Origin of the sequence: Pseudomonas sp. PA-5-4B, assembly GCF_021606215.1 — a bacterium.
Classification (GTDB): Bacteria; Pseudomonadota; Gammaproteobacteria; order Pseudomonadales; family Pseudomonadaceae; genus Aquipseudomonas; species Aquipseudomonas edaphica.
Map to the genome: position 1 here is coordinate 22,054 of NZ_WKDB01000019.1, position 14,691 is coordinate 36,744.

The 14,691-nt window shown below is 59.5% G+C and carries 14 protein-coding genes; 6 read left to right on the top strand and 8 right to left on the bottom strand.

Annotated features, from left to right (window positions below; translation table 11 throughout):
* Positions 1 to 2: 2 nt before the first annotated feature.
* The 3 genes from GIW28_RS11685 to colR all read right to left on the bottom strand — a co-directional run bounded on the left by GIW28_RS11685 (position 3) and on the right by colR (position 2,826).
* On the bottom strand, positions 3 to 683 hold the full coding sequence (locus tag GIW28_RS11685; RefSeq protein ID WP_017139754.1) for a class I SAM-dependent methyltransferase: 681 nt from the start codon (positions 681 to 683) through the stop codon (positions 3 to 5).
* Positions 684 to 872: 189 nt separating this feature from the next.
* Positions 873 to 2,153, bottom strand: coding sequence for a sensor histidine kinase (locus tag GIW28_RS11690; RefSeq protein WP_017139753.1), 1,281 nt, complete (start codon positions 2,151 to 2,153; stop codon positions 873 to 875).
* The gene (gene colR / locus GIW28_RS11695; protein WP_003175870.1) at positions 2,143 to 2,826 is read right to left on the bottom strand and encodes a two-component system response regulator ColR; all 684 of its coding nucleotides are present in this window, start codon (positions 2,824 to 2,826) and stop codon (positions 2,143 to 2,145) included. The genes GIW28_RS11690 and colR overlap by 11 nt, the downstream gene beginning before the upstream one ends.
* 200 nt (positions 2,827 to 3,026) lie before the next feature.
* Between colR and GIW28_RS11700 the strand changes: the two genes are divergently transcribed.
* From GIW28_RS11700 to GIW28_RS11715, 4 genes are all read left to right on the top strand, one after another.
* Positions 3,027 to 4,976, top strand: a complete 1,950-nt coding sequence (locus GIW28_RS11700; RefSeq protein ID WP_236446499.1) for an LTA synthase family protein — start codon at positions 3,027 to 3,029, stop codon at positions 4,974 to 4,976.
* A 77-nt stretch (positions 4,977 to 5,053) separates the two neighbouring features.
* The gene (locus GIW28_RS11705; RefSeq protein WP_017139751.1) at positions 5,054 to 5,749 is read left to right on the top strand and encodes a response regulator transcription factor; all 696 of its coding nucleotides are present in this window, start codon (positions 5,054 to 5,056) and stop codon (positions 5,747 to 5,749) included.
* Positions 5,742 to 7,037: a sensor histidine kinase gene (locus tag GIW28_RS11710; RefSeq protein ID WP_017139750.1), complete on the top strand. Its 1,296-nt coding sequence runs from the start codon at positions 5,742 to 5,744 to the stop codon at positions 7,035 to 7,037. Before GIW28_RS11705 ends, GIW28_RS11710 begins: the two co-directional genes overlap by 8 nt.
* An 81-nt stretch (positions 7,038 to 7,118) precedes the next feature.
* On the top strand, positions 7,119 to 7,496 hold the full coding sequence (locus tag GIW28_RS11715; RefSeq protein WP_138454142.1) for a hypothetical protein: 378 nt from the start codon (positions 7,119 to 7,121) through the stop codon (positions 7,494 to 7,496).
* A 194-nt stretch (positions 7,497 to 7,690) separates the two neighbouring features.
* Here the strand turns inward: GIW28_RS11715 and groL are convergent, their stop codons facing one another.
* The 5 genes from groL to GIW28_RS11740 form a co-directional block, all read right to left on the bottom strand.
* On the bottom strand, positions 7,691 to 9,337 hold the full coding sequence (groL, locus tag GIW28_RS11720; protein WP_017139749.1) for a chaperonin GroEL: 1,647 nt from the start codon (positions 9,335 to 9,337) through the stop codon (positions 7,691 to 7,693).
* A 49-nt stretch (positions 9,338 to 9,386) separates the two neighbouring features.
* Positions 9,387 to 9,683, bottom strand: a complete 297-nt coding sequence (locus GIW28_RS11725; protein WP_017139748.1) for a co-chaperone GroES — start codon at positions 9,681 to 9,683, stop codon at positions 9,387 to 9,389.
* Between the two features lie 247 nt (positions 9,684 to 9,930).
* Positions 9,931 to 10,407, bottom strand: a complete 477-nt coding sequence (locus GIW28_RS11730) for an FxsA family protein (RefSeq protein WP_236446496.1) — start codon at positions 10,405 to 10,407, stop codon at positions 9,931 to 9,933.
* Positions 10,408 to 10,473: 66 nt separating this feature from the next.
* Positions 10,474 to 11,205 carry a HugZ family pyridoxamine 5'-phosphate oxidase gene (locus tag GIW28_RS11735; RefSeq protein ID WP_017139747.1) on the bottom strand — a complete coding sequence of 244 codons (732 nt, stop codon included), beginning with the start codon at positions 11,203 to 11,205 and terminating at the stop codon, positions 10,474 to 10,476.
* A 125-nt stretch (positions 11,206 to 11,330) separates the two neighbouring features.
* On the bottom strand, positions 11,331 to 12,338 hold the full coding sequence (locus tag GIW28_RS11740; protein WP_017139746.1) for a DUF481 domain-containing protein: 1,008 nt from the start codon (positions 12,336 to 12,338) through the stop codon (positions 11,331 to 11,333).
* A gap of 148 nt (positions 12,339 to 12,486) precedes the next feature.
* On the opposite strand from GIW28_RS11740, the gene GIW28_RS11745 reads away from it, so the two are divergent.
* Together GIW28_RS11745 and GIW28_RS11750 are read left to right on the top strand one after the other, a co-directional pair.
* Positions 12,487 to 12,849 carry an MGMT family protein gene (locus GIW28_RS11745; RefSeq protein WP_099549362.1) on the top strand — a complete coding sequence of 121 codons (363 nt, stop codon included), beginning with the start codon at positions 12,487 to 12,489 and terminating at the stop codon, positions 12,847 to 12,849.
* A 43-nt stretch (positions 12,850 to 12,892) separates the two neighbouring features.
* Positions 12,893 to 14,425: an AmpG family muropeptide MFS transporter gene (locus tag GIW28_RS11750; protein WP_017139744.1), complete on the top strand. Its 1,533-nt coding sequence runs from the start codon at positions 12,893 to 12,895 to the stop codon at positions 14,423 to 14,425.
* The last annotated feature ends 266 nt before the right edge of the window (positions 14,426 to 14,691 follow it).

Here is a 14,691-nt window from a genome sequence, read left to right on the forward strand (position 1 = left end):
TGTTACCTCTTACGCAATACATAGACTCGCCACATGGCGTAGAGCGGCATGAAGTCCAGGGATTCCTGGACCCGGAAACCGGCCTGCTCAAATTCTGCCTCGACAGTAGCAGCCGGTAACACAAACCGGTTTTGGTAACCTTCCTGCTCACCTTTCTTGCGACGCTTGGCTTCGGCGCGCTTGCGTTTCCACGCCTTGAAATTGCCATCCACCCACAACGAAATAATCACGCTGTCGCGGGTAACCCGCTGAAATTCTTTCAGTATTGCCAGCCTGTGCGCCGGATCACCAATGTGGTGCATCAAGCGCATGCAAAAAATACTGTCGACCGAGTTATCGGGCAAATCGATATCAAAGGCAGACGTTTGCAAAGGCCGTACCCGCTTCACCACCTCCGCCGGCTGGGCGACGGTGGCAACTTTCAACATCGACTCCGAATTGTCAGCGCCGATAATCACACGGTTGGGCTTCTCCGCCAACAATGGCCAGAACCGCCCGGCACCGCAAGGCAGGTCCAGCACCAGGCCCGGCTCACCCGCCAGGGCCAACGCACCGCGCGCCAATTGCTCGTCGCGTTTGTGGGACAGCCGGCGAGCCAGATTGTCCTGATGCTTGAGCAAATAATTCTGCGCGTGCTGATCGTCGTACTTTTCGGAAAAATCGAGCTTGATTGGGGTAGACATCAACGGATCTCCAGTAGCTGATGCTTACAACCTTAAGCAGCAAACTGTGATCAACAGGTCAACCCGTTGTGAAAAACTTGTCCTGTCCAACCCCATACATTTCAAGACTTTACAGATACAAGCAGTGGCATGGGGCCATCTTCGCCGAAAAGCGGGGTATCTGCCGCAGGATAGCGGCAGGGAAAGTACTCAGGGTTTGACCTGGCTCAACTCGACATGGAAACGGCAGCCATTGGGCTCCATAGTACTCAGGCTGACGCTCCAGCCCTGGCTCTCGCAGATGCGTTGCACCAGCGACAAGCCCAGGCCGAGGCCTTCTCCGCGCTTCTCGCTGCCGCGCACAAAGGGCTCGAACATCGCTTCACGCTTGTCCTCGGGAATGCCCACCCCAGAGTCTTCGACGATAAAGCCGCTCGGTTCCAGCGTGAGGCGGATAAAGCCCTGCTCGGTGTAGTGCAACGCGTTGCGCAGCAAGTTGCCCATCACGGCGTGCAAGAAGGTGGTGTTGTAGCGGGTATCCAGGGGATTGCCCGGGTTATAGATCAACTCAAGGCCCTTTTGCTCGATAGGCCCTCGCCAGATGCCGAGTAAGTCCTCCGCCACCTGCGTGACGTTGACCTGCGGCGACATGGCGGCATCATCGTGTTTGGCACGCGCCAGCATGAGGAAGGTTTGCACCAGCTCGCGCATTTCTTCGCACGCACGGGCGATTCGCAGCACTTGGTTGCGGCCACGCGGGTCAATAGCCGGGTTTTCCAACAGCAACTCGCAGGAACTGGCCAGTACCATCAACGGCGTGCGCAGTTCGTGGCTGACATCGCTGGTGAACAGCTGCTCACGGGACAAGGCCGCGCGCAGGCGGCCCAGGGTGGCGTCGAAAGCCACGGCCAACTCGCCGACTTCATCGGCGGCGTAGTCCGGCGCCAGCGGCGGCGCCAAGCCAAGCAATTGGTCACGATGGCGCACCTGGCGGGCCAGACGCACCACCGGCGCCATCACCTTGCGGGCCAGCACCCAACCAAGGAAAACCGCCAGTGCGAGGCTGAGCACAAAGCCCACCAGCACCACGGCAAACAGCACGCGCTCGCGCTCTTCGAAATCGCTTTGGTCTTGCAGCAACACATACCGTCGGCCATCCACCACTTCAACCATGGCGTGGTACGACAGCGATTCGCGGAATACTTCGTGAAAGCCCGGCTCCAGGTGCCGAAGGTCTTTGGGCAGCTCGAAATCCCCAGGGCCGCCGCTGAAGTAAAACAGCTGGTCGGGCTCGGGCCGGTGGCTCCAGTCCTCGACACTGTCCATCAGCAACAGGCGCTGCAGGTCGCCGCCCAGGCCGGCCGAAATCAGTTTTTCTTCCACCAGGTGCACGGTCGCAATGATGCCCATGGCGAAGGCCCCCGCCACCAACGCACTCATCAAGGCAAAGGCGATGATGATCCGCTGGGCAAGGCTTTGCTTAAACTCCATCACGGCCCTCGGCCAGGCGATAACCCACACCGTGTACCGTTTGCAGCAACGGCTTGGCGAACGGCTTATCGATCACCTGACGCAATTGGTGAACGTGGCTGCGCAGACTGTCGCTGTCCGGGCAATCATCGCCCCACAGGGCTTCTTCGAGGATTTCGCGGCGCAGTACGTGCGGGCTTTTTTGCATCAACACGGCGAGCAGTTTCAGGCCCACCGGGTTGAGCTTGAGCAGGCGCCCTTCGCGGGTGACTTCCAGGGTATCAAGGTCGTAGCTCAAGTCACCGACTTGCAGGGCACGGCGCCCGCCGCCCTGGGCACGGCGCAAAACGGCTTCGATGCGCGCGGCCAGCTCGGACAAGGCAAAGGGTTTGAGCAGGTAGTCATCGGCGCCGGACTTGAAGCCCTGCAGCCGGTCATCCAATTGGTCGCGGGCGGTGAGCATGATCACCGGCGTGTCGCGGCGGGCGTCTTCACGCAGACGTTTGCACAGCGTGTAGCCATCGATACCGGGCAACATGATGTCGAGCACGATCAGGTCGTAATGCTCGGTGGCGGCCAGGTGCAGGCCCGACAAACCGTCCTGCGCGCAGTCCACGGTGTAGCCTTTTAGCCCCAGGTAATCGGCCAGGTTGGCCAGAATATCGCGGTTGTCTTCAACCAATAGAATTCGCATGGGCGGTGTCTCCGTACGCGGTAACGGCCTTGTTGGCTCGCGCAGCTTAAGGCCAAGTGTGGCTCAGGGATAGACCTTGAGGTCACGTCGATAAAGGTTTTCAACCAATTACATATTCCAACAAGTTTTTCACTATAGCTTCACAAACTGATTACAGTGTCAGGTCGAACATCGCGCCCATCGATATAAGGAATATGGACATGGGGTTTTTCAAAACAGCGCCTATGCGCTTTCTGCTGCTCGTCACCGCCACCTGGCTGGTGATTTTCCTGCTGACCCGCAGCGTGCTGCTGATCACCCATCTGGATGAAGTCGGTGGCAATTTGCTGCCGGTGTTTGGCGTGGGTTTGCTCTATGACCTGAGCTTCCTGGTGTATGCCGCCTTGCCGCTGGGCCTGTACCTGCTGCTGTGCCCGCCCGCGTTGTGGCGCCGCCGCGGCCATCGCTGGTTCCTGCAAGCGGTGCTCACCGCAAGCGTGTTCGCCATGCTGTTCACTGCGGTCGCTGAATGGTTGTTCTGGGATGAATTCGGTGTGCGCTTCAATTTTATTGCCGTCGACTACCTGGTGTATTCCAAGGAGGTATTGAACAACCTGCTGGAGTCCTACCCGATCGGCAAGCTGCTCAGTTTGTTGGCGATGCTGGCGATAGTCGTGAGCCTTGCCCTGCGCAAGCCGTTCAATGCGGCGATGAACGCCCCGCTCCCAGCCATGCGCGGCCGCTTGCTGAATGCCCTGTGCCTGTTGGTAGCTGCCGGTCTGAGTGTGCAATTGATCAGCCAGAACAGTCCGCGTGCCCAAGGCGGCAATGCCTACATGAACGAATTGGCGAGCAACGGCCCCTACCAATTTTTTGCCGCCTTTCGCAATAACGAACTCGATTACACGCAGTTCTACAAAAGCCTGCCAACCGAAGTTGTCGCCAAACAGTTGCGCGCAGAACTCAGTGAACCCAATGCGCACTTTATCGGCACAGACCCGCTGGATATCCGCCGCACTATCGACAACCCAGGCACATTGCGTAAACCCAACATCGTGCTGGTGACCATCGAAAGCTTCAGCGCCAAATACATGGGCAGCAATGGCGATGAGAACAACCTGACGCCCAACCTCGATGCGCTGCGTAAACAAAGCCTGTACTTCAATAACTTCTATGCCACCGGCACCCGCACTGACCGTGGGCTGGAAGCGATCACCTTGGCGATTCCACCCACGCCCGGCCGCTCGATCGTCAAGCGCATTGGCCGTGAAAGCGGTTTCGCAAGCCTTGGCCAACAACTCGGTGCCGTCGGTTACGACAGCGTGTTCGTCTACGGCGGGCGCGGTTACTTCGACAATATGAACGCGTTTTTCAGCGGCAACGGTTATCGGGTCGTCGACCAGAGCAGTGTGCCGGAAGCGGAAATTTCGTTTAAGAACGCGTGGGGCATGGCTGATGAAGACCTCTACCGGCAAACCCTGAAACTCGCGGATGCCGACTACGCCAAGCAGCAGCCTTTCCTGCTGCAACTGATGACCACGTCCAACCACCGTCCCTACACCTACCCGGACGGGCGCATTGATATCAAGTCCGGTAAAGGCCGTGACGGCGCCGTCAAATACACCGACCACGCTATTGGCGAGTTCCTCGACGCGGCACGCCAGAAACCCTGGTTCGATAACACGATTTTCGTGTTCGTCGCCGACCACACCGCCGGCAGTGCAGGCAAGGAAGACTTGCCGATCACCAACTACCAGATCCCGCTGTTCATCTATGCCCCCAAACTGATCGAAGCCCGGGAAAGCGCACAACTGGCCAGCCAGATCGACCTTGCGCCGACCTTGCTGGGCCTGATCAACCTGAGCTACGAGTCGACCTTTTTCGGCCGCAACCTGTTGCAGGACAACCCGTTGCCACCGCGCGTGGTGGTCGGCAACTACCAGTATCTGGGGCTGTTTGACGGCAAGGACCTGGCCATTCTAAGCCCACGCCAGGGCCTGCGTCGCCACGATCAAGCCCTGGGTGAAAGCCAGGAGCTGCGTGTAGGCAGTGATGATCCGTTGATCCAACGCGCAATCACCTACTACCAAGCGGCCAGCTATGGCTACACCCAACAATTGCTGAGCTGGAAGGGGCCGAAGGAAGTGCCCCCCACAATCAGCGTACGCTGACAGCTGCGCTCTGGCCCTTGCCTACCACAGGGCAAGGGCGTGACACTTGCGCCATCCTCCGGCGATGGCGCCTTTGCATGTCCGACTCCCTGTTGCTGATTGAAGATGACCGCCCATTGGCCGCGCTGACGGCCGAGTTCCTGCGCGCGGAGGGTTTTACCGTCGCCGTGGAGCACCGTGGTGATCGCGCCGCACAGCGCATTCTTGATGAAAAACCGGCACTGTTGATCCTCGATGTCATGTTGCCGGGCATCGACGGTTTTACCCTGTGCCGCCAGATTCGCGACAGCTACCCCGGGCTGATCCTGATGATGACCGCGCTGGATGAAAACGCCGAGCAATTAACCGGATTCGACGTGGGCGCCGACGACTACGTGGTCAAACCCGTCGACCCGCTGCTGTTGCTGGCCAGGGTGCGCTCGTTGCTGCGTCGTCACCGCCAGGCGCCCAATGCGTCTTATCAGTGGGGTGCGTTTCGGTTGGACCTTAATAGCCATTTCGCCTGGCTCGACGGTACGCCATTGCAATTCTCGGTGGCCGAGTTCGAACTGCTGGCGATTTTCGCCCGCCATAGCGGCGTGTTACTGACCCGCGAGAAACTCCTGCAAAGCTTACGCGGCCTGGAATACGACGGGCTTAACCGCTCCATTGATATGCGTGTGTCGCGCCTGCGCAAAAAGCTGATGACCCTGGCCTGCCCGGTGACCATCCAGACCATCACGGCCCAAGGCTACCTGTTTGTCGAAATCCCCCAGGCGGCCCAGCATGTTTAAACTGCGCCCCTGGATGGTGGCCGTGGCGGGCGCGGGCTGGACGAGCTTGACCCTTTATCTGTTGTGGCTGTGCACCAACGCCTCGGTGTTTGTCGGCGAGGACAGTTTTTTGCGTTTGATGGCCGGCCCAGGCTATTTGGTGGCCGAGCAGCTCAAAGGCTTGCCTGCCGAGAAACGTGAAGCGCGCATGGACATCCTGCGCGCGCACTTCCAGTACCCGGTAGAGCTGATCCCCTATGACGACGTCGAATTGCCGCCCGAAGCCATGGTCATGCTCGAACACCAGCAGCCAGCACTGAACAGCGACGAAGACATCAGCTACTTCCCGCTGGACGACGAAACCGTGATCCGATTCGGCCCTATGTGGGGCAGTGCCGAGGTCAAGGACCTGCTGAAATTTCCGATTTTCTGGATGACCGCCTGCGTCGCCGGCTTGCCGGTTTTGCTGTTGCTCGGCCTCGGTTTGCGTGCGTACCGACGGCATAACAAAGACCTGGCCACACTCAACACGTGCCTGGGCACGCTGGCACGCACGCCAAACGTGATGCTGCCCGCCCTGGGCAAGGAATGGACGCCGTTGCTGCTGACTTTGCAACAGCATGCGCGGGACATCAGCGCCATGAGCGAACGCCATCGCGAAGTCTCTCAAGCCGTCTCCCACGAACTGCGCACACCGCTGGCGCGCATGCGTTTCGCCCTTACGTTGCTGAGCAAGAGCGAAGACCCGCCGACCCGCGCACGCCTTCAGGAGCGCTTGCAAACCGATGTCGAAGAACTCGAAGCCCTGGTTCGCGCCAGCTTGGCCTTTGCGCGAATGGCCGGCGCGCCGACCGATTTGCAGCACGAACCCATCAACCTGCGTGATTGGCTGCACCAGGAGTTCGCCTTACTGGATGGGCACCACCGTCAATTAAGCCTGGAAACCGAGCCTGCACAGCTTGAACTGATCGGCGACCGTGCCCTGCTGCACTTGATCGTGCGCAACCTCTTGAGCAACGCCATCACCTATGCACGTGATCGAGTGTGCGTGAGCGCCACCTATCAGGGTGAGCAGCACTTGGTGCTGCATGTCGACGATGATGGCCCCGGTATATTGGCGGAGAACCGTGAAAAGATTTTCGAGCCTTTTGTGCGGCTTGCCATGGGCGGCGACGAACCCAGTGGCTTCGGCCTCGGCCTGGCGCTGGCCAAGCGCGCAACCCAGTGGCATCACGGTGAGTTGTCGGTAACCCGCAGCCCGCTGGGCGGCGCACGCATGAGCCTGATACTGCCGTTGCGCCCTCTTTAAAGCGCTGTTACAGCCTGTGACAGCCAAGCCATCCCATCGCCCGTAACCTCGCCAACTGAATCCCGGTTGGAGAGCCCTGTCATGCATCCCCGTAAGAAGCATTTGCCCACCTTGATGCTGTCGCTGTGCATCGTTGCCGGCGTGTTCGTGCCCGGTAATGCGTCGGCCTCGCGCCTGGCGGTTACGGACAAGCCATCACCACGGATGGAAGACAAACACGCTGGCGATCACACCGCCAATACGGCACGTCGGCCAACGGCGCAGGATGCGCTCCTCACCCCGCCACCTCGGAGGTGGCCCCGAGCCGCCGGCGTTGAGAAACTCACGCACCTGCCTGTCCCTGGCCCACTCAACCAAGCTGCTGCACCGCAACCCGTGGCACTTATGCCGGCTGCCCAAGTAACCCTGGCAAGGGGCATGACCTTCAGGAAGCTGTTGCGACGTCGTACATTGGGTTGAGATCAACACAGGCAGCCATGTGGGAGCCGGGCTTGCCCGCGATGCAGGCGACTCGGTATGTCTGGTGCACCGAGGTGATGCCATCGCAGGCAAGCCAGCTCCCACATGGGAGCTCCTGCATTTTGAATACTGTACAAAAAAGCCCCGCCTGCATCACTGCAGGCGGGGCTTTTTAATAGCTGGGTAAGGCTGGCTTACATCATGCCGCCCATGCCACCCATGCCGCCCATGTCTGGCATACCGCCGCCAGCTGCGCCTTCAGCCTTTGGCTTGTCAGCGATTGCAGCTTCGGTAGTCAGGATCAGGCTACCGATGGAGGCTGCTGCTTGCAGCGCGGAACGAGTCACCTTGGTAGGGTCCAGGATGCCCATTTCGATCATGTCGCCGTATTCGCCAGTCGCAGCGTTGTAACCGTAGTTACCTTTGCCGTTCTTGACTTCGTTGACCACAACGCTTGGCTCGTCGCCGGAGTTGGCAGCGATCTGACGCAGCGGCGCTTCAACGGCGCGACGCAGAACAGCGATACCGACGTTCTGGTCAGCGTTGTCGCCGGTCAGATCAGCCAGTGCTTCCAGAGCGCGGATCAGCGCAACGCCACCGCCAGGTACCACGCCTTCTTCAACGGCTGCACGGGTTGCGTGCAGGGCGTCTTCAACGCGGGCTTTCTTCTCTTTCATTTCAACTTCGGAACCGGCGCCAACCTTGATCACTGCAACGCCGCCGGACAGCTTGGCCAGACGCTCTTGCAGTTTTTCACGGTCGTAGTCGGACGAAGTCTCGGCAACCTGGGCACGGATCTGAGTGATGCGAGCCTGGATGTCCTGCTCAACGCCAGCACCGTCAACGATGATGGTGTTTTCTTTGGAGATGGTCACGCGCTTGGCGCTACCCAGGTTTTCCAGGGTGGCGCTTTCCAGGCTCAGGCCGATCTCTTCGGAGATAACGGTACCGCCGGTCAGAACGGCGATGTCCTGCAGCATGGCCTTGCGACGGTCGCCGAAGCCTGGCGCCTTGACGGCGGCGACTTTAACGATGCCACGCATGTTGTTCACAACCAGAGTCGCCAGGGCTTCGCCTTCAACGTCTTCGGAAACGATCAGCAGTGGGCGGCCGGCTTTGGCAACGGCTTCCAGCACTGGCAGCATTTCGCGGATGTTCGAGATCTTTTTGTCGACCAGCAGGATCAGCGGGCTGTCCAGCTCGGCAACCATGGTCTCAGGCTTGTTGACGAAGTACGGGGACAGGTAGCCACGGTCGAACTGCATGCCTTCTACAACCGACAGTTCGTTTTCCAGGCCAGTGCCTTCTTCAACGGTGATCACGCCTTCTTTACCGACTTTTTCCATGGCTTCGGCAATGATGTCGCCGATGGAGTTGTCGGAGTTGGCGGAGATGGTGCCTACCTGAGCGATAGCCTTGGTGTCGGCGCATGGCTTGGACAGCTTTTTCAGCTCAGCAACGATGGCGATGGTCGCCTTGTCGATGCCGCGCTTGAGGTCCATCGGGTTCATGCCGGCAGCGACGGCCTTGTAGCCTTCGTTGACGATGGCCTGAGCCAGTACGGTAGCGGTGGTGGTGCCGTCGCCTGCGTCATCGTTGGCACGGGAGGCAACGTCTTTGACCAGCTGCGCGCCCATGTTTTCGAAACGGTCTTCCAGTTCGATTTCTTTGGCTACCGAAACGCCGTCCTTGGTGATGGTCGGAGCGCCGAAGCTCTTCTCGATAACCACGTTACGGCCTTTAGGACCCAGGGTCGCTTTTACCGCGTCAGCCAGGATGTTGATACCGGTGAGCATTTTCTTGCGGGCGGAATCGCCGAATTTAACTTCTTTAGCAGCCATGATCGATATTCCTTAAATACTTTGTAGTAACGGGAAAATGAGCGGGGAATCAGTCTTCCAGAACGGCGAGAATCTCGTTCTCAGCCATGACCAGCAGGTCTTCGCCGTCGACTTTCACAGTGTTGCTGCCGGAGTAAGGGCCGAAAACAACCTTGTCACCCACTTTTACGGCCAGCTCACGTACTTGACCGTTTTCCAGCGTCTTGCCCGGGCCTGCAGCGAGAATCACACCGTGGTTGGCTTTTTCAGCAGCCGAACCTGGCAGAACGATACCGCCAGCGGTTTTCTTTTCTTCTTCGCTGCGACGGATTACGACGCGGTCGTGCAGAGGACGAAGCTTGCTCATTGTCGATCTCTCCTAATTGTGTTTTTCATCGGCCGGTATCGATACCGGCAAGTTGTATTCCGGCGGTGCCGGTCGCGCCTCGCCAAGCAAGACGCGGAAGTCTGTCTGGTGTCGCCACCAGAAACCTTGCGGTGACCGTTACATAAGGGCGCATAAGCTTATTACAAGAGGCCGCGACGGAAATTTTTTACGAATGCCGGGCGGCAAAAGCAACACGGCACCCAAAGGCGCCGTGCAGGTCATGCGGTTATTTGCTGTCGCGGTGTTCGAACTCGCCTTCGATCACATCCCCTTCACGCCCCAACGGCTGGCGTGGCGCCGGGCCGCCACGGGGTTGCAGGTCATCGGCGAAGGCGCGCTGGCGGATCGCCGCTTCTTCAGCTCGCTGGCGCATCTTGCCGGCCAGCAGCTTGCGGGTGAACGGCAGCAGCATGACCATGCCGACCACGTCGCTGATAAAGCCTGGCAGGATCAACAGGCCACCGGCCAAGGCCATCATCAGGCCTTCAAGCATGGTCTGAGCAGGCAGTTCGCCGCGGTTCAGGCTTTCACGCGCACGCAGCGCCGTGGCCAGGCCGGCGACGCGCAGCACCAGGACGCCGAGCATCGAGCCGAGAATAATCAGCAACAGTGCCGGGAAAAACCCGATGGCACTGCTGACTTGAACAAATACGAACAGCTCCAACACCGGGAACAGCAGAAAGAGCAATAAAAAAGGGCGCATCAAATGGTTCCTCAACGCAAGAATGCCTTGCCAGTCCACCTTAAATGACGTCGCCGTTTCGTGAATTCAAGCGCTGACGGCTTCTTTTTTCGGCCAGACCTCAGCGTGAGCCAATGAAACCAGGGCTTCGCGCACTTGTGTCGGCGTGTTGCAAGGCTCGGCAAACGGCAGCCAATACAAGGACTGGCCGATGCGCAGGTGCATGCCCTCGCCGTCGATACCGGCCAATTGCGCAGGTTCGGTGGTCGGCAGGCCGGTCAGCTCCACATAGTGGGCGATGGCCTTGGTGTGATCGCTGTTCATGTGCTCGATCATGCTGCGCTCGGCTTTGCCCGCAAACGGGTTGGCCAGGGTGAGCTGGTCGACCCAGTGAATCGCGCCAAAGCCGCCGATGTAACGGTGACGCACCGGCTTGAGCACCCAGAAGTCAAAATCGTGGGCCTTGTGGTAGTTGGCCGAATCCGGGAAGTAGCGGTAATAGCGCTCGGCGGCGGCTTCAATCGCAGCCTCATCCTCAAGCTTTTCGGCTTCGGCCAGGTAGGTCAGGCGCCCTACCGCTTGCACGTCATCGGCTTCGCGCTCACCCACCAGCAGCGAGCACTTGGGGTCTTTCTGCAGGTTGTGGGTGTGCTGGGCGATGCGGCTGATCAGGATGATCGGCTGGCCCTGCGCGTCGAGGCAGTACGGCACCACTGAGCCGAAGGGAAAACCCGGCATGGCTTTGGACAATGTGGAGAGCGCTCCACGGTATTCCTTGAGCAACAGCTCTCGGGCGTTCTTGGCAACCTGCGTGCTCACGGTATGACTCCTCGGGTGTTCAGCCGCCCACAGCCTATGGCGTCTATGGGAATGAATCTCAACACAAGGTAATCAATATCGGCGCGGGTTGCCAGAGTGTCCGTTGCTGGTTTTACCGGGTTGCTTTACCAGGCGACGCCGAAGCCTGCGGTGTAACGGGTCTTGTCCAAGCTGCTTTGCGATTCGCCATTAATGATGTCGCGCTCGGCCTTGAGGTTGAGCGACGCCCACTCGGTGACTTTGTAGCGCAGGCCCATTTCCGCATCCAGGGAGTAATCGGACGGCCCGGCCAGCGGCTTGCCCACTTCACCGTTAGTGAAGAATTCCACGGTCTTGCCCACCAGGTAGCGGTTGTAGCTCCACTTCATGGCCAGGGAATAGAAGTTGCTCTTGCGATCGTCCGAATACTGGTAATCGGTGCGGTTGACCAGCGAGCCGAGGGAGAACGCGCCCAGCTCATCGTCCCAGAACTGGTAGCCAGGGCCAGTACCCACGGTGCGCTGGCGGGACAGGTCTTCAACCTTGTCACGCTTGTAGGTCAGGCGGCCCTGCCAGTACCAATGCTCGGTGATGAAGCGGTCCAGGTCATATTCGAGCGACCAGTTATCAGTGGTGGTCACGTCATCCTGGAACTCGCGGTTGTATTCGCCCTGGGCGGTATGCCGCCACTGGCCGTGACGCGCGGTGGTCTTGAAGTCGATGTCGTAGTCGTTGGTGTCCTTGTCGGCGCGTTTGTAGTCCAGCGCCAGGTCGACATTGCCCTTCCACACCAGGTCTTCGATCACAGGCTTTGGCTTGATGATCTGCTGGATGCTGGCCAAGTCCACGGTTTTCGGCGCTTCGCCATTGGTCAGGGTGACCTTGCCATCCTCCGCCGCTTTCAGGGATTTGGCCTTTTCACCGGTGTAAGCGTCCTGCTTGACCAGCAGTTCCTGGTCGCTTTCCAGGGTCTTGACCTGCTTCCAATCCACCGGGATGGCCCCTGCGTAGTTGGTCTGAATCAGCAATTTGCCACCGTCGAAGACTTTGATCTTGCCGGTCAGGCGGTCACCGTTCTTCAACCAGATGGTGTCGGCGAGCAGGGGCGTGGAGGCGCTGAGAACAGCAAGGCAGAGCAGGGTTCTGGACAACATAAGCGAATTCGAGGCTCGAAAATGGCGAAAAAGGGGCGTTATCGTGTTAGATAGCTTGGACTGACTCAAGGATTTATATTGAGTTCAATTCTCAACGGCATGATTACAGACGTTTCTTACAAAAACACCTCTTTATAAAGACGCGGCGATGCCCACACCTCACTCACCCGAAGACGCCCCCCAAAGCCCCGCAGACATGCGCCGAACGGCCCTGTACCTGACCCTGGCGCAAGTGCCCGAAGGTTGCGTGGTGAGTTACGGCGAGTTGGCGCACCTGGCCGGCCTGGGCCGTGCTGCCCGCTGGGTCGGGCGCACGCTCAGCCAACTGCCGGAGGACACCCGTCTGCCCTGGCATCGGGTATTGGGTGCCGGTGGTCGGATAAGTCTGCCGGTGGGCAGCGCTTCAGGCGACGAACAACGTGCGCGTTTGCGCAGTGAAGGCGTCAGTATCCTGAACAATCGCGTTGATATTCAGCGTCATGGCTGGCGCCCGGTAGAGCACAGCGGTTAGAGTGCGCGCTTTGTTTCCGCAAATCTGAGGCAGACTCCAGCCCATGCCCCGTAAAACCTGGCGCGCCGCGCTCGCCGCCTATGCCAGCCCTTCGACGTTAGTCCTGTTGTTGCTCGGCTTCGCCGCCGGCTTGCCTTACATGTTGGTGTTTTCGACGCTATCTGTGTGGTTGCGCGAGGCCGGTGTGGCCCGCGAGACCATCGGCTATGCGAGCCTGATCGGCCTGGCCTATGCGTTTAAATGGGTCTGGTCGCCGCTGCTCGACCAATGGCGCCTGCCGCTGCTCGGCAAACTGGGACGACGTCGCTCCTGGCTGGTACTTGCCCAGACGCTGGTGATCCTCGGGTTGATCGGCATGGGTTTCTGCGACCCGCAAAAGCACTTGTCCTGGCTGATCGCCATTGCCGTTATCGTAGCCTTTGCCTCCGCCACCCAAGACATTGCGGTAGACGCCTATCGCCTGGAAATAGCCGACGACAGCCGCCAGGCCGCGCTGGCTGCCAGCTATATGTCCGGCTATCGCATCGCCGCACTGCTGGCCACCGCCGGCGCGCTGTTCTTTGCCGAAGGTTTCGGTTCCACCGGCTTCAACTATAAACACTCGGCCTGGACCGGTACTTACGTGCTGTTCGGCGTGCTGATGATCCCGGCACTGCTGACCACCTTCTTCATGCGTGAACCCGATGTGCCACTGCGCACCCAATTGCAGGCCGGGCGCTACAGCTTTGCGCATCAGCTTGTCTCGGTCTTTGTGCTGATCGTGCTGTTGGTGTCGGTCCCGGCGATGTTCACCCAGTTGTACAACACCGATTTCGCCAGCGTGCTGTTCCACGGCGTGAGCCTGTGGGAGCTGCTGATGGAAGATCGCGCGTTCCTGCGCGCCATCCTGTACATCATCCTCACCACCCTGTGCCTCTCGGCCATGGGCCGCCGGGGTTTGGCGCCGGTGCTGACGCCGGTCAACGACTTTATCCTGCGGTATCGCTGGCAGGCGCTGCTGCTGCTCGGGCTGATTGCGACCTATCGCATGTCCGACACGGTAATGGGCGTGATGGCCAACGTGTTCTACATCGACCAGGGCTTTACCAAGGACCAGATCGCCGGGGTCAGCAAGATCTTCGGCCTGATCATGACCCTACTCGGCGCCGGTATGGGCGGCCTGTTGATTGTGCGCTTCGGCATCTTGCCGATCCTGTTTATCGGCGGCATTGCCTCGGCGGCCACCAACCTGCTGTTCGTGATGCTTGCCGACATGGGCCCGGACCTGCAGATGCTGATCTTCACCATCTCCCTGGATAACTTCAGTTCGGGGCTGGCCACTTCGGCGTTTGTCGCCTACCTGTCGAGCCTGACCAACCTCAAGTTCTCCGCCACCCAATACGCGCTGCTCAGCTCGATCATGCTGTTGCTGCCGCGCCTGATTGGTGGCTACTCGGGCGTGATGGTAGAGAAGTTCGGTTATCACAACTTCTTCATCATCACTTGCCTGCTGGGTGTGCCGACGCTGTTCCTGATTGCGCTGCACTGGTTTCAGGAAAGCCGACGGGCGCGGTTGAATCCTCCCGCAGAAGACTGACCCACCTCAGCCAATGTGGGAGCTGGCTTGTTGTGGCGAGCAAGCTTGCTTGCGCTGGGGTGCGAAGCGCCCCCAAAATGCCGGTGACTGCTGCGCAGTCAAACGGGAGCAAGCTCCCTCGCCACAGCAAGCGCCCTCTCCATAGCAAGCCAGCTCCCACACACGCTCTACTCCACCAGAAACACCGCCACGACCTCACGCCTGTACTCCAGCGACAACCGCCCGTACAATCCCAAGTCATTTCAAGTCCAAGCAACCGACAACGG

Bases quoted from the DNA above. Each gene is read 5' to 3' on its own strand.
- GIW28_RS11745 (WP_099549362.1), top strand. From the start codon at position 12,487: ATGCCCACACCTCACTCACCCGAAGACGCCCCCCAAAGCCCCGCAGAC.
- GIW28_RS11725 (WP_017139748.1), bottom strand. From the start codon at position 9,683: ATGAGCAAGCTTCGTCCTCTGCACGACCGCGTCGTAATCCGTCGCAGC.
- GIW28_RS11705 (WP_017139751.1), top strand. From the start codon at position 5,054: ATGTCCGACTCCCTGTTGCTGATTGAAGATGACCGCCCATTGGCCGCG.
- GIW28_RS11685 (WP_017139754.1), bottom strand. From the start codon at position 683: ATGTCTACCCCAATCAAGCTCGATTTTTCCGAAAAGTACGACGATCAG.
- colR (WP_003175870.1), bottom strand. From the start codon at position 2,826: ATGCGAATTCTATTGGTTGAAGACAACCGCGATATTCTGGCCAACCTG.
- GIW28_RS11715 (WP_138454142.1), top strand. From the start codon at position 7,119: ATGCATCCCCGTAAGAAGCATTTGCCCACCTTGATGCTGTCGCTGTGC.
- GIW28_RS11750 (WP_017139744.1), top strand. From the start codon at position 12,893: ATGCCCCGTAAAACCTGGCGCGCCGCGCTCGCCGCCTATGCCAGCCCT.
- GIW28_RS11730 (WP_236446496.1), bottom strand. From the start codon at position 10,407: ATGCGCCCTTTTTTATTGCTCTTTCTGCTGTTCCCGGTGTTGGAGCTG.
- groL (WP_017139749.1), bottom strand. From the start codon at position 9,337: ATGGCTGCTAAAGAAGTTAAATTCGGCGATTCCGCCCGCAAGAAAATG.
- GIW28_RS11690 (WP_017139753.1), bottom strand. From the start codon at position 2,153: ATGGAGTTTAAGCAAAGCCTTGCCCAGCGGATCATCATCGCCTTTGCC.
- GIW28_RS11740 (WP_017139746.1), bottom strand. From the start codon at position 12,338: ATGTTGTCCAGAACCCTGCTCTGCCTTGCTGTTCTCAGCGCCTCCACG.
- GIW28_RS11710 (WP_017139750.1), top strand. From the start codon at position 5,742: ATGTTTAAACTGCGCCCCTGGATGGTGGCCGTGGCGGGCGCGGGCTGG.
- GIW28_RS11700 (WP_236446499.1), top strand. From the start codon at position 3,027: ATGGGGTTTTTCAAAACAGCGCCTATGCGCTTTCTGCTGCTCGTCACC.